Source organism: Nocardia uniformis NBRC 13702, from assembly GCF_001613345.1.
GTDB lineage: Bacteria > Actinomycetota > Actinomycetes > Mycobacteriales > Mycobacteriaceae > Nocardia > Nocardia uniformis.
On record NZ_BDCE01000093.1, the window covers coordinates 51,040 to 73,705 of the forward strand.

Consider the following 22,666-nt stretch of genomic DNA (forward strand, 5'->3'; position numbering starts at 1 on the left):
GCGAGGCCGGTCGACGCGACGATCGACGCCATGAAAAAGGTCTTCACCGGTATGGCGGCCCTGCTGCTGCTCGCCGTCATCGCACAGTTCTATTTGGCCGCGGGCGGCGCCTTCGATACCGCGCCCAATGAGGAATCCTTCCAACCACATCGCATGCTCGGCAACGCGATACTCGTCTTCGCGTTCGTGGTCACGATTGCCGCCGCCATCGCCCGGATGCCGGGCCGACTCATCGGACTGTCGGGTTTGGTCGCCGGGTTGGCGATCGTGCAATCGGTGATCCGGGAAATCGCAAAATCACTCGGTGACGGCACCAGCGCCAGCGGCTTGATCTTCGGCCTGCACGCGATCAACGGGCTGGTCATCCTCGGCGTGATCGGGATGATTGTGCGGCAATCGCAACGGATTTCGTGGACGCCGGTCGATCTCGCCCGAACTTCGTCATGACGACCGCCACCTGGATCCTGCTGGACCACGGCGTCGCGCTGCTGACCGTCATCGTGTGGTTCGCGGCGGGTGTCACCCTGTCGCTGCGCTGTGTCCGGCTCGCCCGCGTTCTCCTGGTCGCGGCGCTACTGGTGACCTCGGCCCGGGCGGTGTCGGTAGCTGTGCTGGCGGGTAGGGGCTGGTGGTTCGTTCAGGAGAAAGTGCTCCTCGGGCTGCCGATGATCGGAGTGGCCGCACTGGCCGCCACGGTGATCACCGGGCCGCGGCTGCTCGCCCGAGTCGAAGCCGCCCGGCAGCCCGAAACTATCGATGCCGCAGGCGTTGTCGCGTTGCTCACAGCTGCTTACGCCGCATTGGCAGGTTTCGTGGTGACCTTCCTCTTCGGATACCCGCTGACGCTCGGCACCGCGTTGCTGACGATCGCACTCGTCTGCGCCGGCGCGCTGCTGACGGTGCGAGTGCTCGCGACATCGGACGCCGACGAGGCATCGGATATCGATCCGACCGGGCCGGAGGTTTCGCGCCGCCGCTTTTTCGGCTTCGCTGGTGGTCTGGTGGTCGTCGGTGCGGCGGCTACCGGTGTGGGTCTGTCCGTGCGCCCCGGCGCGTCGATGACCGATGGTGGTGGTCCCGATCCGATATCCCGTACGGCCGTCTCGGTGACCGATCTGCGGTGTACCGCCGCACCGGCACCGGGTGGCGTCCGGCGCGAATATGTCTTGGAGGCAAGGAAAGCCACGCTGCGCTCGGAGTCCGGGCATGACATCGACGCATGGACCTTCGACGGCACGGTGCCCGGCCCGCCGATTACGGCTGTCCGGGGCGATCTCATCGAGGTCACACTGGTCAACCACGATATCGACGACGGAGTAACCCTGCACTGGCATGGCTACGACGTGCCGTGTGGAGAGGACGGTGCGCCGGGCGTCACCCAGGACGTGGTGCGGCCCGGCGGCGAATTCGTCTACCGGTTTCGAGCCGACCAAGCCGGAACCTACTGGTACCACACGCATCATGCGTCACACCTCGGCGTGCGCCGGGGGCTTTACGGCACTCTCGTCGTGAAACCCCGCACCGAAAACCACACCGAGCAACTGGATCTGACGCTGCCCGTGCACACCTTCGACGGCATCGCCACGATCGCGGGCGGACTCGAACACCTCGCACCGGCAGGTACCACGGTACGGCTGCGAATAATCAACACCGACTCAGATCCACACCGATTCGCATTAGCGGGCACCGCATTCCGGGTGGCGGCCGTCGACGGCCGCGACCTCGAACGACCCGGCGAGATCAGCCGGATCGGGCTGCGACTGCCCGCATCCGGACGCTACGACCTGGTATTCGATATGCCGAGCACCCCCGTAGCGCTGATACTCGACGACCATGCCCCCACCGTGTGGCTGCGACCCCGGTCCGATGCCCCGGACACCGAACCGTCCACATCGGGCACCGCGAGCTGGCCCGAACTCGACCTGCTGACATACGGCACCTCGGTCCCGGTCGCATTGCGCACCGCCACCGCCGACCGGCACTTCACCCTGGTTCTCGACCGTGGGGTGGCTATGGTCGACGGAACACCGGCATACGCACAGACTGTCAACGGCCGCGGGCACCCGTCGATCCCCGATCAGCTTGTCGACGAAGGCGATATCGTGCGCTTCACCGTGGTCAACCGCAGTCTCGAGACCCACCCCTGGCATCTACACGGCCACCCGGTGCTGATCCTCTCCAGAGACGGGACGGCGTCATCGGGCAGCCCACTGTGGGTCGACACCTTCGATGTTCGCCCCGGACAGGTATGGGAGGTCGCCTTCAGAGCCTCGAATCCGGGCATCTGGATGAACCACTGCCACAACCTGCCCCATGCTCATCAGGGGATGATGCTGCAATTGCGCTACGACGGTGTCACCAGCCCATTCGACGGTATGCATGCCGTCGGGGCGAGCCACAACCACCCGTAGCCGCCGCGATCGGCTACCGATCACCCTGCGAATAAATCGGTTTCGTTCGGGAAACTCCGGTGTTAGCGTGAATTCAGCGAAATCCACCGACGACAGGAAAGGCGGTCACCATAACGATGTTGCAGCTTCAGCAGAACCAGCGCGGGATCGACCGTACCTTCCTTCTTCGCGTACGTATCGCCGTACGGAGTGGTCCCTAGATCTCCCCTACCCGAGATCACCGAAAGGGGTCGCTCCACGGCACATCGCCAGGAGCGACCCCTTTTCCGTGTCTATTCCCTCGTAGCCCAACTGGCAGGAGGCGTCGGATTCAGAATCCGGACAGGGTGAGTTCGAATCTCACCGAGGGAACCCAACTTTCACGCCCCGCGCACCTCAGCGTGGAGTAGATGTCAATGGCGATATCCGCGCGGGGCCGAGTGTCCGTAGCTCAAAGGAAGAGCTCCTCTCTACGAAGGAGGAGGTTGGAGGTTCGAATCCTCTCGGGCACACCAGCACCATCTTCACACTATGGCGGGGGGCAATACGTCCGCGCGCGGGTGGCAGCAGTTTCTCCAGGATGCCGATACGGCGGTGCCGCCGGATCGGGTGGCTGTTCGGCGGGAAAGCCGCCGTGATCGGGCTGGGCGATACGGCTCTCGGCCTGACCGTGTTCCTGGTGGACACGCTCACTCGATAGGACGGCCGGTCGGCGGTGCGATGCCCGCCGATCGGCGGGGCAACTACCGAAATCCGCCGGATGGTCCGCGACCCGTGCTGCGGAGCGAAAACGACCGAGGTGTCCACTGGCCGCCTACGAGATTCCCGAACTGCCCCTGCCTGATATTCGCGACTTCTTCCGGCAGGTGATCTGGCGTGGCGGGACTTCCAGGATCATTCGGAGCTCGCACGCAACCCTGGCCTCGACCGATCATCCCCGGCTCGGCGACCGGTACTGTCGCATCTGGACTCCGGTGGCGAGCACCCTGAAACTCATCACGGATTGGCGAACTGTGTGGCGAACTCCCCGAGGGGCTCGATTTCGGTGATCACGTCGATCAGCACACCACTGGGGTCGGCGACGATGAAGTGTCGCTGCCCGAATTCCTCACTGCGCAACTCCAGTTCGGGGTGGAGTCCTTCGCTGACGACGAGCCGTTCCCACTCCGCGTCCACGTCCTCGACCTCGAAGTTGAGCAGCAATCCCTGTACGGGCCTGCGATACGCCTCGGGAACCGTCGGGTGGGTGTAGTCGAGCAGGGCCAGTTCGTACGGCTGTTCGCCCGGTCGACGCAGGCTCACATACCAGTCGGCTTCGAAGGTCACGTCGAACCCGAACAGCCTGGTGTAGAAGTCACGGGACTCCTGGATTCGCGATGTACCAATGACCGGATAAAAGCTGGTGAGTTTCATGAGGGTATCCCTGAGTTCGTAGATGTATGGTGTCGGCGCCCTGCATATCCAAGGCGGTGGGATGTAGCTGATCTGGGTTCCAGCCTGTCCCGCAGCGGATTTCGTGCGAACCGAACTCGAGACTGCCCGCTACGCGTAGCCCGAACAACACGGAAATTCCATAGCTGGCGATTACATCCGCTTATCCATCGTGCTCCCAGCGGCCGGGTCGAGACATCTGGGCCGTTGCCGATCCGACAGCGGGCTGACGCCTGGTGCGGTAGCTGTCGCGGCTGTCGGCGAGCAGCAGGTCCGGCGCTTCCATGGCGGCGAAGTGCCCGCCGCGGTCGCACTCGGTCCAGGCGACGCGCGCTGTCGAGCGCGGCCCGCCACCACCGTCCGGCAGCGGTGACATGCGCTGTGCCTGATCCCAGCGCACTGTCGATTCAGCGGACTCGATGTTCCCGGAGGTATCCGCCGAGTGACGGTATCCACCCCTGCCGATGGCGGGTTTGCGTGCCGGGTTCGAATCAGCCCGAACCCGAATAGCATTGGCGGCCTTTCGGTTACCGGTGCGAGACGCACGACCGGTCAGCACAGGGCGTCGGCGCGACCATGGACCCTTCAGGAGCGCGGCAGCCGCAGTTCGACGCGGAAACCGCCATCGCCGGTACGACCACTGAGCAGCTGCCCGTCCAACAGTTCCGCACGCTCGCTGGCGCCGCTCCGTAATGCCGCGACGGTCGCCCATCGACTGGACGGTGGCGCGAAGTCGTTTACCCGGCAATGGTTTTCGGCTAGCCCGGTGCGGCGAACCGATTCATGCCGTATCGGCAGTCGAGGTGGGCTCAGTCGTCGCGGAATTGTTCGACACGGTGCGATAGACGTTCGGTGAAGGTTTCCGCCCACACCTGTGACTCGTCGCCGACCTGGGGCGGTGTCCGCGGCGCGGGCACAACCGCGGGGAACGCACGCCCGAGGCTCTTTCCCGGCTTGGTTCCCACCGCCAGCAGTCGCACACCCCAGCAGACATACGCCTCCAAGCTCATTCCGGCGCACTCGGCGGCGTCGCGCAGATGCTGCCACTCGACGTCATCCATGGTCACGGTCACCGCGATATCCCTGGTCGTCATACCTGACAACGGTAGTCGTACCGGTTTCGGCGCAGGACCGGTTCGACCGCGTTGTGTCGCGCCTCGGCCACGATGTACGGCAGATTATCGGGTATCTGCTCTTTACCGAGGACGACCGAACTCGCTGTCGGTAACCCACGCGGCGAACGCATCCCATTCGCCGGGGGTGAAGAGGAGGGCGGGGCCGGACGGGTTCTTGGAGTCACGCACCCCGACCATGCTTTTCGGTAGCCAGGCCACTTCGCCGCATTCGGTCTGGCCGCTGCTGTGACTACTTGGGTAACTGCTGGGTGCGGTGGCGGGCACGGACCGCCCTGGTCGTGTCCGGGCGGATGGTGCTCGACGCGCGGGGCACGCGGGCACCGACGGTGGCTCGAACGCCTCTGTTCACACTCATGCGGAACGCAGTATCGAATTGCGCCGCAGCGTTTTTCGGAGGTCGACATGTACTCCGATGATCGCGAACAGGTCGAACTTCAGGTCATCCAGGACGTTCTCGATACCGTCGAAACCCAACTGCGGGAACGCGAACGGCGCGGATGGCGGTTGACAGTGCCGCGCTCGCAGGTCTACGCGACCGTCCTGTACGCCGTCATCGTCAGCGCCCGAGCCTCACACGCCTTCCCGGCCACACTCGACCGGGCCGACATTCTCGACGAGTTCTTCGACGGTATCGAATCTTCCGATTCCCTCGATGCCAGGCAACCCGTCGAGGACGCCGTCAGGAACCACACGGTGCACGTGAACTGAGGCGGAGACCGCTCACCCGACCCCATTCTCGGACCTGCTGGCGCACACGCGATTCCATGGGTGATTCAAGCCATGACCGGTCAGGTCTTGACTCGGATGAATCGAGATGATTCGATCTGAATCATCATGAATCAACCGGCAGAGGGCGCAACAGCGGCGGCGGCGACCGCCGCGAATGCTGTTGCGCACCAGTCGCGCCCGCGCCAGCAGTTGGCGGCGGAGCTGCGCCGGTTGCGCGACGTTGCCGGGATCTCCGGGCGGGAGCTGGCCAAGCAGGTCGGAATCAGCCAGTCGACGTTGTCTCGGATCGAGGCGGGGCATGTGGTTCCCCCGCTTCCGCAGGTGCTCGATTGGGCCAATGCTGTGGGGGCAGAAGCCGATTGCCAGAAAGCGTTGCGCGCTCTCACGGAAGCGGCGCACTCACCCGAGGTGCACGACTGGGCGACCTCGCTCGCGGATCGCCCGCATTTGCAGGACGATGTCCGGGCTTTCGAGGAGGACGCGCACCTGGTGCGGAACTTCCAGCCCGCACTGGTGCCGGGTCTGCTCCAGACCGCCGACTACGCCCGTCGGGTGTTCGCCACTTTCGATCCGCCCTATCCGCCCGACGCTCTGACGGCAGCGCTCGCCGCGCGCCTGGAGCGCCAGCGGGTGCTGTACGACCCCGCGAAGCGTTTCGAATTCCTGATTACCGAAGCGGCCTTGCGCTTTCGCCCCGGACCCCATCGCGTACTCCTCGCGCAACTGGATCGGATCATCTCGATCGAGACCCTCGATACGGTCACCATCGGGGTGATCCCGCAGGATATCGACGCGAGCACCACGATCCCGCACGGTTTCGTCATCTACGACAACGATGACCACGCACTCGCCTCCGCGGAACCGATTCCGGGAAGCATGGTCACCCGCGGCCCGGAAGGCGTCGACGCCCATCGCCGCCGCTGGGTGGCTTTGACTCGAATGGCCTTGTTCGACAACGAGGCCCGCGCATTTCTCACCGAACTCCGGGACGAAATCCACCGCCTCGCAACCAATTGACCATTTTCCAGCGGCCGTCGAGGGGTCGGTCGCATGTGGGGGTGGTGGTGTCGCAGCGAATTCGCTGCGACACCACCAGCACATCAGTCGACGAAATCGAATTCGCCGGCCCGCACACCTGAAGTGAACGCTCGCCACTCGGATTTCGTGAACCACAGTGTCGGACTGTGCCGATCCTTGGAATCACGCACCGCGATCCGGCCTTCGTGGTACGCGACCTCGACACAATCGCCGCCACCATAGCTGAAGCTGCTCTTGGCGAACCTCGGGCCGCGATGTTCCCGGCGAATCATATTGCAGTTCATGGCATTAGTTCCTTCCCCCGGAGGGTCACTCCCCATGACCCTTCACCTGAAGCACTTGCGACCAACACAGTGCTCTCCGAACCACCGTGCGCGCAACTGAATTCATCCGGGCCTGCACGCCGAGGCATCGAAATGCTCATGAAAGCAACCTTACGGCGACCCACCGACAAAACACCGGGGCGCACGAATCGCAGCTCAGTGGATCGGCGGGACGAATTCGAACGTCGTTCCGAGCAACCACACGAGCAGTAGCACCACCGGCAGGTGAAACATGAACTGCAGGAACGTGAAACCGACGAGATCGCGCGCCCGCAGTTTGAGGACCGCGAGCAGGGGCAGCATGAAGAACGGGTTGATGAGGTTGGGCAGGGCCTCGGCCACGTTGTAGATCTGGACCGTCCAGCCGAGATTCATCTGGACGTCGGTCGCCGACTGCATGACATAGGGGGCCTCGACGAGCCACTTGCCGCCGCCGGACGGGACGAAGATGCCGAGTATCACGGTGTAGATCGCGATGATAATGGCGAAGCTGCCGCCACCGCCGATGCTGGTGAAGAACTCCGCGAGGTGCTCGGAGACGGTGATACCGCCCCGGCCCTGCGCCTTGGTGAGGATCGCGGCCATGGCGGCGTACAGCGGGAACTGGACGAGTATTCCGGCCGTCGCGGGTACGGCGAGGGAGACGGCCTGCAAGAACTTGCGCGGCGTCCCGTGCAGCGCCAGGCCGAGCATGAGGAAGACGAGCAGATAGCCGTTCAGGCTGCTGACCACCGTGAGCACCGGTTTCGAGGCGAGTTGGGAGATCAACCAGCCCGCCGTCATCAGGACCGCCAGCATCGGCAGGATGCGGCTGTACTCGAGCCACTCGCCCGGCCGGGAGCGCGGAGCCACTTGCGCGGGCTGATCATCGAGATCGACGTCCATCTGCTCGGCGGTCTTGATCGCCGCGCCCTTCGGGGCCGAGTAGTGCGCGATCACCACCGTGATCGCCATGATGATGGCGCACATGAGCATGGACTGCCAGGTGAATATCGTGCGTCCGAAGTCGAGGACACCGGTGATATTCAGCAGTGCCGGAGGCAATGAGGCCGCCGTCGCCTGCAGCTGCGCGGCCGAGGACGAGAGCCCGAGCGCCCACACCGCGCCCAACCCCATGAATGCCGCCGCGCCGAGGGCACGGTAGTCAACGCGGAGATCGGTCCGACGGGCGATCGCGCGGGCCAGCAGACCGCCGAACACCAAACTGAGGCCCCAGTTGACCAGCGATACCGACATCGACAGGAACGCAACGAAACTCACTGCGCTGCTGGCGGTTCGCGGCACAGTGGCCAGTTTGTCGATCAGCCGGGCGACAGGCGGCGACGTGGCGACGACATATCCGGTGAGCACAACCATGGCCATCTGCAGGGTGAACGCGGTCAGATCCCAGAATCCGTCACCGAACGCGTCGACAACTGTCTGCGGAGACGAGCCGTTGGCCAAAGCTGCTGCGGCCACCAGGAATACGCCCGCGAGCGCGACGACATAGGCGTCCGGGAACCACTTCTCCGTCCACCCGGCGAGCGCCTGGGCAACCCGCGCGAGTCCCTTCTCCGAGTTGCGTTCTTCGATCGTCGACGTCATCGGGTTGTCCCTCACCTTTCGCACACCAACACCATTCATGTGATGCGTCACACATGCCTGGTCGGTCAGTATTGATGTGCGAACCGGTGGGGACAATGACGAAATACGCAGGTGCGGTCTGCAAGGATGCAGAACCGCACTGGTTCAGTGCCCTGCGCTGAATCAGCTGACGAGGGTCAGGAATTCCGCGAGGCTGATGCGCTGATCCCCGTCCAGGTCGGTCTTCTCCAGGATCGCCAGGGCGGCCTTCTTGGCGGCGTCGGTCGAAAACCCGTACGCCTCAACGGCCTGCGCGTACTCCTCGAGGGTGATGTAGCCGTCACTGTTGGCATCGACCTTCGTGAATACCGCCTTGGCCTCCGACACGGTAAAGCCACCCATGACCACTCCTTCGTTTGTTCCGAAAACCGAACAGCCACAGGAGTATCGCACCCGGCGCCGCCAGTGGTCAGCCGCGATACATCTTCTCGATCGCGTCGGCGAATCGCTCGGCGATCACATGGCGCTTGACCTTGAGGGTGGCGGTGAGTTCGCCGGACTCCTCGCTGAAGTCGCTATCGAGTACAGCGAACTTCTTGATGGCTTCGGCGTGCGAAACGGTGCTGTTGGCGTCGTCGATCGCCTGCTGTACCTCGGTCCGGAGTGCGGGGTCGCTGGACAGGTCGGCGATGGTCGCGGTCGCGGGTTTGCCGTTGGCCGCCTTCCATGCCGTGAATGCTTCGGGGTCAACGGTGATCAGCGCGGTGATGAACGGGCGGCCGTCGCCGACCACGATGGCTTGTGAGATCAGCGCGTGAGAACGGATACGGTCCTCCATCGGACCGGGTGAGACATTCTTGCCGCCCGCGGTGACGAGCAGGTCCTTCTTGCGTCCGGTGATCGACAGGAAGCCGTCCTCGTCGAGTTCACCGAGATCGCCGGTGCGCAGCCAGCCGTCGTGCAGTGCCGCGGTCGTGGCCTGCTCGTTGTGCCAGTATCCGGCGAACACCACACCGCCGGACAGTTCGATCTCGCCGTCGTCGGCGATCCGAACGGCGTTGCCGCCCAAGGGTTGTCCCACGGTGCCGATCTTCACCGAACCCGGCACGTTGACGCAGTGCGCCGCGGTGGACTCGGTCAGTCCGTAGCCCTCGTAGATCGGGACACCGACGCCGCGGAAGAAATGTCCCAGCCGAGGGGCCAGCGCCCCGCCACCGGAGATGACGAACTCACAGTCACCACCCAGCGCGGCCCGCAGCGGCGAGTACACCAACCGATCGCACAGCGCGTACTGAAGGCGCAGGAGCGGGGACGGTCGATGCGCGAATCCGCCTGTGTGATCTACCTTTTCGCTCCATCGGATCGCGGTGCGTTCGGCGAATCGGAACACCGCGCCCTTGACCTCGCCGCCCTCGTGCGCCTTCTTGTTCGCACCGTCACGCACCTTCTCGAACACCCGCGGCACCCCGAGAATCGTATGCGGGCGGAAGCGGGTGAACTGCGCGGTAATGGTCTTGAAGTCCGACCAGTGCGCCTGCGTCATCCCCGCCTCGAAGGCGGCCATCGATACGGCGCGAGCCAGCACGTGCGCGAGCGGCAGGAAGGTGAGCATCCGCTGCCCCGGATAAGCGACGTCACCGATGCTGGCGCTGCGGATGCCGCGTACCTCCGAGAGGAAGTTGCGGTGGGTGAGCATGCAGCCCTTGGGACGGCCGGTGGTGCCGGAGGTGTAGACCAGGGAGGCGAGATCATCGGCGCGCAGCCCGTCCAGCCGCTCGCGCAGGACCTCGTCGGGAACACTCGCGCCGTCGGCGATCAGGACAGCCTCGGCCCCATCGTCGATGACCAGCATTCGCCGCAGCGTGTCCGGCGCTCCCTCGAGCAGCTCCTTGTGCCGGGCGGTCTCCATCACCGCGAGCGCCGCGGCGGAGTCCTCGAGAATCCACCACACCTGGTCGGCGGCGGAGGAATCGTAGACGGGGACGGTGACCGCGCCCGCGGCCAAGATCGCGAAATCGAGCAGCGTCCACTCGAACCGGGTCGCGGACAGCAGCACCACCCTGTCCCCGCGCTGAATTCCATTGGCGATCAGCCCCTTGGCGACCGCGGAGACCAGACCCGCGAACTCCTCGGCGGTGACGTCGAGCCAGCGTTCCCCGGTGAGCCGGGAGAACAGCACTCGCCGAGGTGCTTGCTCGGCCTGGTTGTAGACCGAGCCGACAATGGTGTCGTGCTCGGCGATGGTGAATGTGGTCGCCGCGGCGAACTCACGCATGATCGTCTCCAATGGTCGGATCGGGGTGTTGGAAGCGCCGCAGCGCGCGGGCGAAGTCGGCAATCTCCCCGGGTGTCCAGTCGGCCATGCGCTCGTCGAGCCGGGCGAGGTCGTGTCCGGTTGCTGCCGTCAACGCATGCCGCCCGGCGGTGGATAGCGTCAGTGGGTAGCCGGCGTGCAGACTGCCCTCCCCCGCCTCCACCCAGCCCGCGTCCATACACGCGCGCAACTGCCGCGACACCGTCGACCGATGTACCCCGAACGACTCGGCGATCTCGGTGGCACGGCAGCCCGGGTTCCGGTCTATATAGGACAGTGCCGCCCGCTGCGCGAATGGCGGAAGCGCCTCGACGGCAGGGCGGCCCGCGATGATTTCGCGGACGATGTGCGTCAGCGCGTCGTGGACCGCGACCAGCTCGGGAGACCACCGCCCGGATGGGTGTTGCATAGCGCAACTATAGCCCCGCCGCGGGCGGCCCCCTCACTCTCACCGAGCCGGAGGCTGCCCGGATCGGGTGGTACCGAGTTTACCGGCGTAGACCTACATCGTTGACAGTCGGTGGTGGGCGGCGTCTACTGGAGGGACGTCCACAGTTATGGGGACGCCGAGAGGTGTTCGATGAACGGAACGCGTGACGGCCCTTCGGGCGCGAGCCCACCAACCCGCAACAGTCCGCTGAACCGGGCGGCGGTCCTGACGGCCGCACTCGAGCTGATCGACCAGAGCGGTGTCGATCGGTTGTCCATGCGCCGACTCGGCGAGGCGCTGGGCCGCGACCCGATGGCGCTCTACCGGCACGCCACGAATAAGGCCGCGGTGCTCGACGGCGTCGCCGAGATGGTGCTGGGACAGCTCACCGTCGACACCTGCGATCCGGACTGGCGTCATCAACTGCGATTGATCGCGCGAGACTTCCGGCGTATCGCCGTCGACCACCCGAACGTGGTTCCGCTGCTGGTCACCCACCCGCTGGCCACCCCGCTCGGATTGCGCCCCATCGGCACCCTGCGGCCCCTGGAACACATCCTGAGCCTGCTCACCAAGGCGGACTTCACCGGCGCCGACGCCCTGCACATCTACCGCGCCCTGTTCGGATTCCTCTACGGCCACGTCCTCACCGAAATGCAGGAAATTGTCGAACAGCCCGGGGAGTCAACGGATTTGCTGCGATTGGGCCTGTATCGCCTACCGATCGGCGAGTTTCCGCTACTACGCGGTCTCGCCTCCGAGCTGGCCGCCTACGACGGCGGCGAAGAGCTCGAACGCGGCCTCGATGTCTTGCTCACCGGTCTCACCACAGCCGTGCCGCCGTCACCGAGGGAATCACCGTGACCGTCGGACTCGCGGTCGTACTCGTCGCAGCCGTCGTCGGCGCCTGGGCCAGTGCGTGATTCGATCAAATGGAGACAGGAAATGAGAGCCTACGAAGACCGAGACGGTTACATGCGAGTCCGTGGCGGCTACCGCTCGAGAGGGCCCGGTGTCTTCACGATCCTGCTGTTCGCGTGGCTGCTCATCGGCGCCGTCGCCGGTGGGCAACGGCAGTACTACCAAAATCTGCCCGACACCTGCGCAAGCACCGGAACGATCGCCGTGACCGTCGCAGCCGGTCCGCTGAACTACCTCGGCATGAACCCGAAAGTCGCCAGTTGCGATGTCGAGGTGCTGCACCCCGGTCCGGGAACTCCCGGGCTGACTTCCTAGCGGTAGTAGACCTTCGCCCGATCGGCCGGGCAGGCGCATTCTCGATCCAGCCCGCCCGCCACCGTCGCGGAGCAGTACCTGACGCCGATCCGGTCGTGGGCCTCCCAGTCGTGCGGGCATGCCGCACAGGAGGTTTCGATCGGCGCGGCCGTCACGGGGGTGACACAACCGTTCGAAGACATCAGCCTCCCCAATCTGTAGACCTACAACGTAGACATACGTCGCTGACACCCAGGCTACACCTCGTTGGGCGCGTCAAAAACCGTCGCCCCTCGATCTCGATCCGCTCGGTCCGCCGGTCAATCGGTGAGCCAGGACGGAATTTCCGCGCCGCTGGAGTACTGCTCCCACAACGACCCGAGGTCGGGCCGACGGGGCACACCGTCGCGTCCGCCGACGGTGCCGGACGCGGCCAGCGCCATGACGTGGGCGAGGTTGACCGCTTCGACCGGGGTACCACCGTTCAGCAAGGTCAACATGACACCCGCGACCGACGCGTCGCCAGCGCCGGTGGCGTCGGTGAGCCGGTGGCAATCGACGTCGACGACACCGTCGGGATAGTAGGTTTTCATCCGACCACCGGGCTCGCTCACCGTGATCGCGACCGACCGCGTCTGGGTAGTTCCCATAGACAGTTTGAGCACCGTGACAGCCGGCTGCAGTCGCGACAGCCGCGCGCGCATGTCACGAATCTTGTCCTCTACCGGTCGATCCTGAATTGCGTAGTGCCCTAGCAATACGTCGAGCTGCTGTTCGTAGACGAACACCACGTCGGCGAGGCTCAGCAGCGGTTCCATCCGCGCGGTTCCCAGTGACGCATAGATCGCGCCGGGGTTCAGTGTGATCACCGTTCGGTCGGCCACCGTAGCGGCAACTTCCTGTTGGAGCACTCGTTGCCCGTTACCCGCCATGGATGTCAGGTGCAGAATTCGACATTGCTGCGCGGCCTCGACCAGCGCGTCCACCCGGCCTTGGCGACGCAGCCGCGTCGCCAACTCCGAATTGATACCCGGCGATACGACAATCATCCGGCCCCCGGACTGGTCCGCTAGGACGATAGTGCTGCCCGTGGGAAGGCGGGAATGGGGCACGGCGAGAACACCGGCGACATCGACATCGTCACCGGCGAGCTGCGCTAGGAGATTGCGGCCTTCGCTGTCGTCGGCGACGATTCCGGCGACAGCGGCGCGGCCTCCGATTCGCGACAGTGCGACGGCGGTGTTGGCGCCGGAACCGCCGGGCGCGTACTGGCTCCGACGGCTGACGACCTCATGGTCACGCTGGATGCGGTCGACCAGATGCACGGCGTCGGCATTCATCGCTGTGATGGTCAGCAGATCGGTGGGACAGTCGCGCCGCGCCTTCTCGACGGCGTGAGTCCATCCGTCGACAGGCTGCGGGGAAGTGTTGCCGTAGTTCCGGTAGAGGTCTTCCCACCAGTCGTGGTTGCGCCATTCCGGTCTGATCCGTCGGCCCGTCCGGTCGGCCTGATCGAGACACGCCCTAACAAATGCCTCCACCGTGGACCAGGCCGGTGCCCGGGTGTCGGCGGGAGAATCCATGCGGCTGTACAGGTCGTAAAGGGTGTTGCGCCCCAGTGGCACACCTAGGACCTCGATGCGCCGGAACAAATGCGCCGCCTTCGGGGAACCAACAGCGGCCCGCAGTGCGCGCAGTGCCGTGAACAGATCCGTCTCGGTCGACACAGACATCACCCCACGCCAGTACGAATTCCGGTCCAGCAGGCCGGATCCGATCCGGACCTCCGAGCCCGTTCCGGCGGAAAGAGTAGTTTATGACAACTATTCCCCTGGGGCACAACGAACACACGTCTCGCACACCGTTAATACCGGGGCGCGGATCAGTTATCGGAATCATCGCCCGCAACCCGGAACCGGTCCTCATGACAGCACCGCAACCCCTGTGGTTCGTGCTTCCCGCACTGCTGCTGCTGACCGAACAGGCGTTTGTGCCTGCCTCGGTACTGCCCAGCCTGGTCGGGGTCGTGCTCGCCGCCTGGGTACAGCGGCGGGTTGCCCGCAAAGGTCGCCCGGGTCTGGCGCGAATCTCGGTGTGGTTCTCGCCGCTGCAACAGCGACCGGGCGTGCTGATCCACCTGGTCGACGACATCGGCCGCCGGTGGAACGTGCGTTTTCTTCCGGTCACACCCATGGAGCTGCGAATCGGCGATCCGGTGTTCACCGACGGCCGCGTCGACCGGCATGGCGAACTGCGAATTCGCGCTATCACCAACATTCGCACCGGCGTTCGCCAGCTCAGCCGCGGTATCGTCGTGTGGCCCATCGTCTGGGGCAGCATCGCGGTGATGATTCTGACGGTCGTCGCGGTGGCCTGAATCCGCGCATGTTGCCCGGTATGCCCATCCACCCACAGATGTCCGCCAGCCGCTTCGAACGCGGCACGGCACACCCAACTCGTGCCGCGCGCACCAAATGCCGTGCCCAGCCGAAACGTCGGGTGCGTTGCCTGCGATTAGCCCGTATCCGATGCCGTTCGTCGGGGGAGCGAGTCAGCGGAACCCTCACGGATTGGAAGGAACATGTTCATCAAGAGAATGGTGGCGACGGCGGTATTCGCCATAGCGGCCACCGGGATCACCATGACAACAGCTCATGGGCAGGCTGGACTCAGTGTCAGCGCGGTCGACGGGTCGGTGGGTTACACCACCACGCTGGCGGCCGATCATTCGAATGCGCTTATTACGTTGGCTTCCGGCAGATTTGTGCTGACCCCGGACGCTGTCCAGGTAGTCGCGGACAACGGGGTGGTGGTCGGCGCGATTCCGACGACACTGCGGGCCGAGACGGGCGGCAACTTCGCCGTCACACCGACATTGAACAGTGAAACCGAGCTGACCCTCACCCCGGTCGGCGGCCCCACACCCGCCGCCGCGGCCGTCAGCTCGCAGGATCTGCCCTTCGTCCACACCGCTGGCGGCGCTGGCGCCATCTTCGCCGGAGCGGTTGTCGGATGTGTGGTCGGCATTTTGATCGGGATCTGGTTCTTCCTGGTCGGCGCCATTATCGGATGCGCCATCGGTGCTGCGATCGGAGGTTGGGTCGGCGCGGTCTCGTGACCGCTGTCGTCGAATCGAATCGGGGTAGAACAGTCTCCGGACTGTTCGTCCCCGACTAGCATCTCTCAGCCCAGGACGACAAGAGCCTTAGGGCACAAATTAATTCGAATTCAGCGACTCAAAGGTATTGAATACCAATGGGTTTCCTTATCTCGCTTTCGCGATAAATGGTCTAGTGGGCTGAATTCTGTTGCGTTTCTGGCACATTGCTGACCGCTGCTTGGTAGCGTCTGCACCGCTCGAAAGATCCCATAGACAAAGTGGTGGCGCGGTGCTCGGTATCGATGGATGTCTGCAATTGATCATGGACATTCCCGGGGCCCGCAGCGCCACGCTGGTGGATGGGGCGAGTGGACTGGCCATCGCGGGGGCGGGAGAACACGAACTTGTCGATCAGCATGAAGATGCCGCTGGCACAACGGATGTGGTGCGGGCGGTACTGGCTTGTCCGGCGTTGGCCAGCGGCCGGGACGGCGATGACATTCGCGAGATCCTGGTGTGTGGAACTCGGGGATACCACCTGTTGAATTTGATCGACGGGGACTTCGACGGACGGTTGTTCGTGCATGTGTTGTTCGACGACGACAGCGGGAATCTGGCAATGGCCCGATACCGATTGCGGGGGATTCTCGATGAATTTGCCGGAGTTCAATATGCCGGGGATGGTCGTGAGCGTTGAACTCGCAAACGAATTGCGGCGTCTGGAAGACGAAAGAGGTACCGGGGTGCTGCACGCTGGCGACGGTGCGTTTCATCTCGTCGACGGATTGATCGCATGCGCAGAATGCCGTAGGACCACGAGGCTGGATCGGCTCATGGCGGAAGCGGGCGTCGCCAGCGTCGAGGTCTGGCGCCAGGCCGAGAGCGCGGCCACCGCACCGGAAGCGGCGGGGCCACGGCTGGAAGCCCTCGCGCTGCTGTCGGTGTTCGACGCCGCGTACTTCCTGCTGGCCTCGCGCACCGTCCCGGAGTTCCAGCCCGCGCCGCCGCATTGGCTGGCCTCGATCTGCCGCGTCGCGCCCCGGGCACTGGTGGACGAGTGTGCGCGCCGCGGTGATCCGGAGGTGGGGCGCTGGCCGGCGAGCCTGGTCGACCGGGCCCCGGTGGTGCCCGCCCGCCGCGTTCGGCGACAGCGCGTGGTGCTCACCGCGGGCCAGGCCGAAGTACTGGCCGCCGCGGATACCGGCCGCACGGTCAGCGGGATCGCCCGCGACCTCGGCCGCACGACCTACGGCTGCCTGGTGGCGGTGCGAGATCTGACCGCGGCGGGCCTGATCGAACAGCCCGTACCGGTCGTCATGACCGGACCTTTGGCCGCCGCGGACGTCGAATCCACTCCGCGTCTGCGCCGTCGCATGCGCCCGACCGTATCGGTGCCCATCCCGGACCGCTGGGAGCCGGTCGATCGCGACGTGCTCGTTCGGCTGCGAGCAGCGCTCGAGGAGCTTACGTGACCGCGCGGAGAAACCTGCTCGGCGAACTGATGGGAAGGTTGACCAAGGTGCCCGGACCCGAACCGAATGCGGCGGTGCTGGCGGAGCTGAAGGCATTGTGCGAGCGCGTCCCCCATATGACCGGCGCGCTGGTGGCGTCGAATGACGGGCTGCTCGTCGCCCACAACCTGCCCGCCCATATCGAGCCCACCGGAATGGCGGCCATGGCCGCCGCGCAACTGTCGCTGTCGCATCGGCTGGCCTCCACCGCGCACGGCGGCGGCTTCCACGAGGTGGTGGTGCGCGGCACCGATGGCTCGGTGGTGATCTACGCGGCGGGCTGGACCTCGTTGACCGTGCTGGCCGCGCCGGAGGTGAATATCGGCCGCCTGCACCTGGAATCACGCCCGGTCGCACGCGTGATCACCGACCAGCTGTCGGCAATGACGAACGACCGCAAGAAAACCCACGCAAGGAAATCCGAATGAGAGGAAAACCCATGGCCAATCTGGATCTGGCACTCAAGGACATGATGGTGATCGACGGCGCGATAGGCGCGGCGGTCGTCGACTACAACAGCGGTATGGCACTCGGCATGCTCGGCAACTCCAAGGCGCTCGATCTCCAGGTCGCGGCCGCGGGCAATACCGAGGTGGTCCGGGCCAAGATGCGCACGATCGATCAGCTCGCGCTCAAGGAGGAGATCGAGGACATCCTCATCACCCTGTCCGGCCAGTACCACATCATCCGGCCGATGACCGGACGCAAGTCCAAGGGCCTGTTCCTCTACATCGCCCTCGACAAAGGCCGGGCGAACCTCGCCCTCGCCCGCCACCGGCTCAGGGGCATCGAGGAGGACCTGGAGGTGTGAATCGTTCGCGACCAAGGGGATTCGGCGGCGTGGTTCCTGTGAAACCACGCCGCCGACCCTTGCGACCGAGCAGGAGTCAGTTGTCCTCCGTGCCAGCCTCTTCCGGGTCTCCCCCACCGCGGATGGTGTACAGCAGACCGTCCAGCTCATCGGGCTTGATGAGGACATCGCGGGCCTTGGAACCCTCGCTGGGGCCGACGACGCCCCGGGTTTCCATGAGGTCCATGAGGCGGCCCGCCTTGGCGAAGCCGACGCGCAGTTTGCGCTGCAGCATCGAGGTGGAACCGAATTGGGAGGTGACCACCAGTTCGATGGCTTGCAGCAGCAGGTCGAGGTCATCGCCGATATCGGCGTCGACATCCTTCTTCTCACCGGCCTTGGCGGCCGTGACGCCATCCTGGTATTCGGGTTCGGCCTGCGTCTTGGCGAATTCGACGACGGCGTGGATTTCCTCGTCGGAGATGAACGCACCCTGCAGGCGGGTGGGTTTGTTCGCACCCATGGGAAGGAACAGGGCGTCGCCCATACCGATGAGTTTCTCCGCGCCGGGCTGGTCGAGAATGACTCGGGAGTCGGTCAGAGACGAGGTGGCGAAGGCCAATCGAGACGGGACATTGGTCTTGATCAGACCGGTGACCACGTCGACCGACGGACGCTGGGTGGCCAGGACCAGGTGAATGCCCGCGGCGCGGGCCTTTTGGGTAATGCGGACGATGGCGTCCTCGACATCGCGGGGAGCCGTCATCATCAGGTCGGCGAGCTCGTCGACAATGGCGAGGATGTAGGGGTAAGGGCGGTAAACCCGTTCGCTGCCCAGCGGTGCGGTGATCTGCCCCGACTTGACCTTGCGGTTGAAGTCGTCGATATGGCGGACCTTGTTGACCTGCATATCCTGGTAGCGCTGTTCCATCTCCTCCACCAGCCAGGCCAGCGCGGCGGCCGCCTTCTTCGGCTGGGTGATGATGGGGGTGATGAGGTGCGGAATACCCTCGTAGGGCGTGAGTTCCACCATTTTGGGGTCGATGAGGATCATGCGAACCTCATCGGGGGTGGCGCGCCCGAGCAGTGAGACCAGCATCGAGTTGACGAAGCTCGACTTACCCGAACCGGTGGAACCGGCGACCAGCAGGTGCGGCATCTTCGCCAGATTGGCCGAGACGAATTCGCCCTCGATATTCTTGCCGAGGCCGATCACCAGCGGATGGTGGTCATTGCGGGTGGTCGGGGCCTTCAATACATCGGCCAGGCGCACCAATTCACGATCGGAGTTCGGTACCTCGATACCGACCGCCGACTTGCCCGGGATGGGGGCGAGGAGCCGAACATTCTCCGTCGCAACCGCATAGGCGATATTGCGGGCCAGCGCGGTGATCTTCTCGACCTTCACGCCGGGACCCAGCTCGACCTCGTAGCGGGTGACCGTCGGACCGCGCACGAAACCGGTGACAGCGGCGTCGATTTTGAACTGCACCAGCACTTCCGTGATCGCCTCGATCATGGACTCATTGGCGGCACTGCGCTTCTTCGGCGGATCGCCATCGGTGAGCAGGGTGAGCGGCGGCAGCTGGTAGTCGCCCTCCACCTCGCGGTCGGTGACGAATTCCAACTGCTGGGCCTGCTCCGGCGGCGGAGTCTGATCGACCACCTTGGGCAGCTTGCGGGGCTTGGCTTTCGGCTTCTCGGGCGCGATTTCCTTGGCGTCCTGCAGCGGCGGTTCGCCGATTACCTCGGTCACGGCGTCGGAGCCGCCGAATTCATCGGGCGGGTAAGCCTCCGACGGGGTGCGGGGGCGTTTGCGCTTGGACTGCTTGTGGATCGGGAAGCCGTCGGCGTCGTAATTGGCCGGATCGTAGAGGCCGAATTCGCCGGGCTCGCTGTCGTATTCGTCGCCACCGCTACCGGTGCCGAAGATCTCGCGCAGTCGTTGCGGGACCTCACGCACCGTGGTGCCGGTCAGCAGCAGCACACCGAAGAGGATGGCCAGCATGAGCAGCGGCACCGCCAGGAAGGCGCTCAGCCCGTCACGCAGCGGTCCGCCCACCACATATCCGACGAAACCCGCGCCGCGGGCGCGCCCCTCCATATCGGTGGGGGCGTCGGAGGCCAGGTGCCACAGCCCGAGAATGGGCAGACCGACCAACAGCCCACCCAGTACCAGTCGAGGTCGAATCTCCGGATGCGGTTCGGTGCGCATGAGGGCCACCGCGATCCCGACCGCCACGAAGGGCAGTGCGGCCGACGCCGATCCGATCACCCAGCGGATGGCGGTATCGACCCACTGCCCCACCGGGCCACCCGCCGACAGCCACACCCCGACCGCGATCACGAATCCGAAGGCGACGAGGCCCATCGCGATGCCGTCGCGGCGATGTCCGTGTTCGATATCCCCGGCCCGGCTGATCGCCCGCGTGGTGGCTCCGAGGCCGCGGGCCAGCATATTCCACCCGCTGCTGACACCGCGGGTGATCACCGCCAGCGGTGCGGTATCGGACCTGCCGCGGGTCGGACGACGTGCCGGTGGACGGCGCACACGCCCCGCCGAGGCGGTACGCCGCTGCGCCGCCGGAGTGGAGCGTGGGGCGCGCGAACGAGATCGTGCAGGAGTCTGCCCCCGCGTCGATCCCGCCCGTGCACGTGACGCTGCGGTGCCGCGGGACTTACCTGCCATGCACCCAGGCTAGCCGCAATAGCCTCATCCAGACCATCCGCAACACCCACCTCACGCACATCACACAGCTTTAGACACTGCGGTCGATGGCGAGGACGGCGCGCACGTCATCCGGTTCACCGGAGACACTCAGGCGCACCTCGTCACGACCGAAGGCGTGCAGTAGCAGCTCCGACGGCGGGCCGGTGAGTACGACCGTGCGATCGCCCGCGGTGTGGGCGGTCAGGCGGCGGTTATCCGGTGTCGCCAGTACGACGGTGACCGGAGCTTTGCGATAGGCCATTCGAACCATGGGGCGCAAGGCTTTCCACAGCCGATCCTCATCGGCGGCCGACATCTCGCGCGGTTCCCAGCTGGTCGCGGCGCGGCGCACATCCTCGTGGTGGACGAACATCTCGGTGAGATTGATGACCGAGTCCACGAGTTTCATGGGCGACCAGATCGGCGGGCCCGTGCGCACCTCCTCCAGCAGCCGCGGAAACGGGCGGCGCGCGACCTTGGCCTGGACGCGATCGAGGTACCCGGCGAGAGGTTTGAGCATGATGCCCGGCGCGGCGTCGAGACGGCCCTCCCGAACGATCAAGTGCGCGGCCAGATCCCGCACCGTCCAGTCACCACACAGAGTGGGGGCATCCGGACCGACCGCCGCCATGGCCCGCACCAGCCCCTGCCGTTCGCGTTGCGCCATGCTCATACCCCGAACCCTAACCGGACAGCCAGCCCGCGAGAAGTGCGGGCCAGCGACGACGGCGCGGTCGGGACACGCGGAAAGCCAATGGCGCATACGCGCCTTAAGCGCAATACCCGGTCGGCGATAAGGCAGCTACTCGATCATCTAGTGCACCACACCGGAAGCGGCGGCGCGGGGCAATGGGCGAAAGTCCGAAAAACACCGCCTCGTGCGCGCTTTCGGGTTGGCACCAACCAATTCGGGTCGGTAGCTTGACCCTCGGCCCATCGGGGAATGGGCCGCTCAGCACTAGAAGGGCAATATCTTGAAGAAGATCGTCAGTGGCGCGGCCATGGTGATCGTGGCGGCTAGCACCCTGCTCGTCAGTCTCGCGGCACCGGCGAATGCGTACGCCGTGAACTACGGCGCCATCGCGCACTCCGCGAAGACCGGCAGTATCGCCTGGTCCTACGACTACCCGGACTCGGCCAGCGCCCAGCGCAATGCCATGAACCAATGCAGTGGTCCGTGCAAGATCGTGGCCCGCTATTCGAACGGCTGCGGCGCGATCTCCCACTCCCCCGGCTGGTACAGCTATGGCGCGGCGAACTCGCTCGCGGCGGCGAAGAGCCAGGCGCTGCGGAAGAATCCGGGCTCCAGAATCATTCACTGGAGCTGCACCTCCGGCCACCAGTTCTAGATCTTCATTCCGATTCAGGGGAGTAATTCGTTGAAGCACACCATTTTCCGCGCCACTGTCGCCGTGGCGCTGGCCGCCTCGGCGCTCGGGCTGGCGGCCTGCGGCTCGGACGAGAGCTCGACCGCCGCGCCGGATACCACCTCCGCCGCCACGCCCACCGGTGAATTCGAGGGCGGCACCGAGGGTGAGGACAAGGTGGACGGTACCGACCCGACCACCCCCGAGATCCCCGACCTGCCCAAGCCCACCGTGGAGGAGTTGAACGACAAGCTGCAGAAGGCGTTCGACCCGTCGATCGACTCCAAGACCAAGATCAGCTGGATCGAGGACGCCAACCAGGATCCAATGCTGGTCGACAAGCTGGTCGACGCCGCCAAGAAGAACGACGTCACGGTGAAGATCACCAACGTCCCGGACCCGGTCGACGGCAAGCTCAAGGCCGATGCCGAGGTGACCATCGGCGGCCAGCCGGTCGAGAACGCCACCGTCTCCTTCGTCGCCGAGGAGAACGAATGGAAGGTCGACCACGCCTTCGCATGCAGCATCGTGAAGGCGGCCAAGCTGGATTCGGCGGCCTGCCAGCCCGAGTAGCCGACGTACATACGAAAGAGCCCCAGCGGATTCCGCTGGGGCTCTT

27 protein-coding genes and 2 tRNA genes are annotated in these 22,666 nt (G+C 65.2%); 16 read left to right on the top strand and 13 right to left on the bottom strand.

Annotated elements, in window-relative coordinates:
• The first annotated feature begins 30 nt into the window (after positions 1 to 30).
• From NU1_RS34265 to NU1_RS34280, 4 genes are all read left to right on the top strand, one after another.
• A complete protein-coding gene (locus tag NU1_RS34265; protein WP_067527962.1) occupies positions 31 to 447 on the top strand; it encodes a DUF6220 domain-containing protein in 417 nt (138 codons plus the stop codon).
• On the top strand, positions 444 to 2,411 hold the full coding sequence (locus tag NU1_RS34270) for a multicopper oxidase family protein (protein WP_067527964.1): 1,968 nt from the start codon (positions 444 to 446) through the stop codon (positions 2,409 to 2,411). Before NU1_RS34265 ends, NU1_RS34270 begins: the two co-directional genes overlap by 4 nt.
• 276 nt (positions 2,412 to 2,687) lie before the next feature.
• Positions 2,688 to 2,762: transfer RNA gene (locus NU1_RS34275), tRNA-Leu, on the top strand.
• 68 nt (positions 2,763 to 2,830) lie between these two features.
• Positions 2,831 to 2,905: transfer RNA gene (locus NU1_RS34280), tRNA-Arg, on the top strand.
• 481 nt (positions 2,906 to 3,386) lie between these two features.
• Here the strand turns inward: NU1_RS34280 and NU1_RS34285 are convergent.
• The 4 genes from NU1_RS34285 to NU1_RS34300 all read right to left on the bottom strand — a co-directional run bounded on the left by NU1_RS34285 (position 3,387) and on the right by NU1_RS34300 (position 5,278).
• Positions 3,387 to 3,803, bottom strand: a complete 417-nt coding sequence (locus tag NU1_RS34285) for a VOC family protein (RefSeq protein ID WP_067527966.1) — start codon at positions 3,801 to 3,803, stop codon at positions 3,387 to 3,389.
• Positions 3,804 to 3,984: 181 nt separating this feature from the next.
• A complete protein-coding gene (locus NU1_RS41980; RefSeq protein ID WP_157553401.1) occupies positions 3,985 to 4,197 on the bottom strand; it encodes a hypothetical protein in 213 nt (70 codons plus the stop codon).
• Between the two features lie 433 nt (positions 4,198 to 4,630).
• Positions 4,631 to 4,915 (bottom strand): hypothetical protein, encoded by a 285-nt coding sequence (locus tag NU1_RS34295; protein WP_067527970.1) that lies wholly within the window; start codon positions 4,913 to 4,915, stop codon positions 4,631 to 4,633.
• 102 nt (positions 4,916 to 5,017) lie between these two features.
• A complete protein-coding gene (locus NU1_RS34300) occupies positions 5,018 to 5,278 on the bottom strand; it encodes a DUF397 domain-containing protein (protein WP_307645560.1) in 261 nt (86 codons plus the stop codon).
• A gap of 81 nt (positions 5,279 to 5,359) precedes the next feature.
• On the opposite strand from NU1_RS34300, the gene NU1_RS34305 reads away from it, so the two are divergent.
• Positions 5,360 to 5,665 (top strand): hypothetical protein, encoded by a 306-nt coding sequence (locus NU1_RS34305; RefSeq protein ID WP_067527974.1) that lies wholly within the window; start codon positions 5,360 to 5,362, stop codon positions 5,663 to 5,665.
• A 126-nt stretch (positions 5,666 to 5,791) separates the two neighbouring features.
• Positions 5,792 to 6,703, top strand: a complete 912-nt coding sequence (locus NU1_RS34310; protein WP_084522074.1) for a helix-turn-helix domain-containing protein — start codon at positions 5,792 to 5,794, stop codon at positions 6,701 to 6,703.
• 83 nt (positions 6,704 to 6,786) lie between these two features.
• Here NU1_RS34310 and NU1_RS34315 read toward each other — a convergent pair whose 3' ends face one another.
• The 5 genes from NU1_RS34315 to NU1_RS34335 form a co-directional block, all read right to left on the bottom strand.
• Positions 6,787 to 7,008: a DUF397 domain-containing protein gene (locus tag NU1_RS34315; protein WP_084522075.1), complete on the bottom strand. Its 222-nt coding sequence runs from the start codon at positions 7,006 to 7,008 to the stop codon at positions 6,787 to 6,789.
• 195 nt (positions 7,009 to 7,203) lie between these two features.
• On the bottom strand, positions 7,204 to 8,631 hold the full coding sequence (locus NU1_RS34320) for a short-chain fatty acid transporter (RefSeq protein ID WP_067528081.1): 1,428 nt from the start codon (positions 8,629 to 8,631) through the stop codon (positions 7,204 to 7,206).
• Between the two features lie 162 nt (positions 8,632 to 8,793).
• A complete protein-coding gene (locus tag NU1_RS34325; protein WP_067527976.1) occupies positions 8,794 to 9,012 on the bottom strand; it encodes an EF-hand domain-containing protein in 219 nt (72 codons plus the stop codon).
• 67 nt (positions 9,013 to 9,079) lie between these two features.
• Complete coding sequence (locus NU1_RS34330; protein ID WP_067527978.1) at positions 9,080 to 10,885, bottom strand: AMP-dependent synthetase/ligase; 1,806 nt, start codon at positions 10,883 to 10,885, stop codon at positions 9,080 to 9,082.
• A complete protein-coding gene (locus NU1_RS34335) occupies positions 10,878 to 11,333 on the bottom strand; it encodes a MarR family winged helix-turn-helix transcriptional regulator (protein WP_067527980.1) in 456 nt (151 codons plus the stop codon). The genes NU1_RS34330 and NU1_RS34335 overlap by 8 nt, the downstream gene beginning before the upstream one ends.
• 171 nt (positions 11,334 to 11,504) lie before the next feature.
• On the opposite strand from NU1_RS34335, the gene NU1_RS34340 reads away from it, so the two are divergent.
• Entirely contained in the window at positions 11,505 to 12,218 is a 714-nt protein-coding gene (locus tag NU1_RS34340) for a TetR/AcrR family transcriptional regulator C-terminal domain-containing protein (protein WP_084522076.1), read from the top strand.
• Between the two features lie 81 nt (positions 12,219 to 12,299).
• Entirely contained in the window at positions 12,300 to 12,590 is a 291-nt protein-coding gene (locus tag NU1_RS34345) for a hypothetical protein (RefSeq protein ID WP_371859864.1), read from the top strand.
• On the opposite strand, the gene NU1_RS41985 is transcribed toward NU1_RS34345, so the two are convergent.
• On the bottom strand, positions 12,587 to 12,772 hold the full coding sequence (locus NU1_RS41985) for an RGCVC family protein (protein ID WP_157553403.1): 186 nt from the start codon (positions 12,770 to 12,772) through the stop codon (positions 12,587 to 12,589). The two genes, NU1_RS34345 and NU1_RS41985, sit on opposite strands and share 4 nt — an antisense overlap.
• A 117-nt stretch (positions 12,773 to 12,889) precedes the next feature.
• A complete protein-coding gene (locus tag NU1_RS34350; RefSeq protein WP_169815185.1) occupies positions 12,890 to 14,296 on the bottom strand; it encodes a carbohydrate kinase family protein in 1,407 nt (468 codons plus the stop codon).
• 89 nt (positions 14,297 to 14,385) lie between these two features.
• Here NU1_RS34350 and NU1_RS34355 point away from each other — a divergent pair, with 89 nt between their 5' ends.
• The 6 genes from NU1_RS34355 (at position 14,386) to NU1_RS34380 (ending at position 17,991) form a co-directional block, all read left to right on the top strand.
• Positions 14,386 to 14,946: a hypothetical protein gene (locus NU1_RS34355; protein ID WP_157553405.1), complete on the top strand. Its 561-nt coding sequence runs from the start codon at positions 14,386 to 14,388 to the stop codon at positions 14,944 to 14,946.
• Positions 14,947 to 15,150: 204 nt separating this feature from the next.
• Positions 15,151 to 15,687 (top strand): DUF8020 domain-containing protein, encoded by a 537-nt coding sequence (locus tag NU1_RS34360; protein WP_067527986.1) that lies wholly within the window; start codon positions 15,151 to 15,153, stop codon positions 15,685 to 15,687.
• Between the two features lie 271 nt (positions 15,688 to 15,958).
• On the top strand, positions 15,959 to 16,366 hold the full coding sequence (locus tag NU1_RS34365) for a hypothetical protein (protein WP_067527988.1): 408 nt from the start codon (positions 15,959 to 15,961) through the stop codon (positions 16,364 to 16,366).
• Entirely contained in the window at positions 16,320 to 17,141 is an 822-nt protein-coding gene (locus NU1_RS34370) for a hypothetical protein (protein ID WP_245720442.1), read from the top strand. Before NU1_RS34365 ends, NU1_RS34370 begins: the two co-directional genes overlap by 47 nt.
• Positions 17,138 to 17,608, top strand: coding sequence for a roadblock/LC7 domain-containing protein (locus NU1_RS34375; protein ID WP_245720443.1), 471 nt, complete (start codon positions 17,138 to 17,140; stop codon positions 17,606 to 17,608). Before NU1_RS34370 ends, NU1_RS34375 begins: the two co-directional genes overlap by 4 nt.
• An 11-nt stretch (positions 17,609 to 17,619) precedes the next feature.
• The gene (locus NU1_RS34380) at positions 17,620 to 17,991 is read left to right on the top strand and encodes a hypothetical protein (RefSeq protein WP_067527990.1); all 372 of its coding nucleotides are present in this window, start codon (positions 17,620 to 17,622) and stop codon (positions 17,989 to 17,991) included.
• Positions 17,992 to 18,067: 76 nt separating this feature from the next.
• Here NU1_RS34380 and NU1_RS34385 read toward each other — a convergent pair whose 3' ends face one another.
• Positions 18,068 to 20,659, bottom strand: a complete 2,592-nt coding sequence (locus NU1_RS34385) for an FtsK/SpoIIIE family DNA translocase (RefSeq protein WP_067527992.1) — start codon at positions 20,657 to 20,659, stop codon at positions 18,068 to 18,070.
• Positions 20,660 to 20,729: 70 nt separating this feature from the next.
• A complete protein-coding gene (locus NU1_RS34390) occupies positions 20,730 to 21,353 on the bottom strand; it encodes a TIGR03085 family metal-binding protein (protein ID WP_067527994.1) in 624 nt (207 codons plus the stop codon).
• 301 nt (positions 21,354 to 21,654) lie between these two features.
• Between NU1_RS34390 and NU1_RS34395 the strand changes: the two genes are divergently transcribed.
• Positions 21,655 to 22,029, top strand: a complete 375-nt coding sequence (locus tag NU1_RS34395; RefSeq protein ID WP_084522077.1) for a DUF4189 domain-containing protein — start codon at positions 21,655 to 21,657, stop codon at positions 22,027 to 22,029.
• A gap of 30 nt (positions 22,030 to 22,059) precedes the next feature.
• Positions 22,060 to 22,620, top strand: a complete 561-nt coding sequence (locus NU1_RS34400; RefSeq protein ID WP_067527995.1) for a WKL family lipoprotein — start codon at positions 22,060 to 22,062, stop codon at positions 22,618 to 22,620.
• Positions 22,621 to 22,666: the final 46 nt, after the last annotated feature.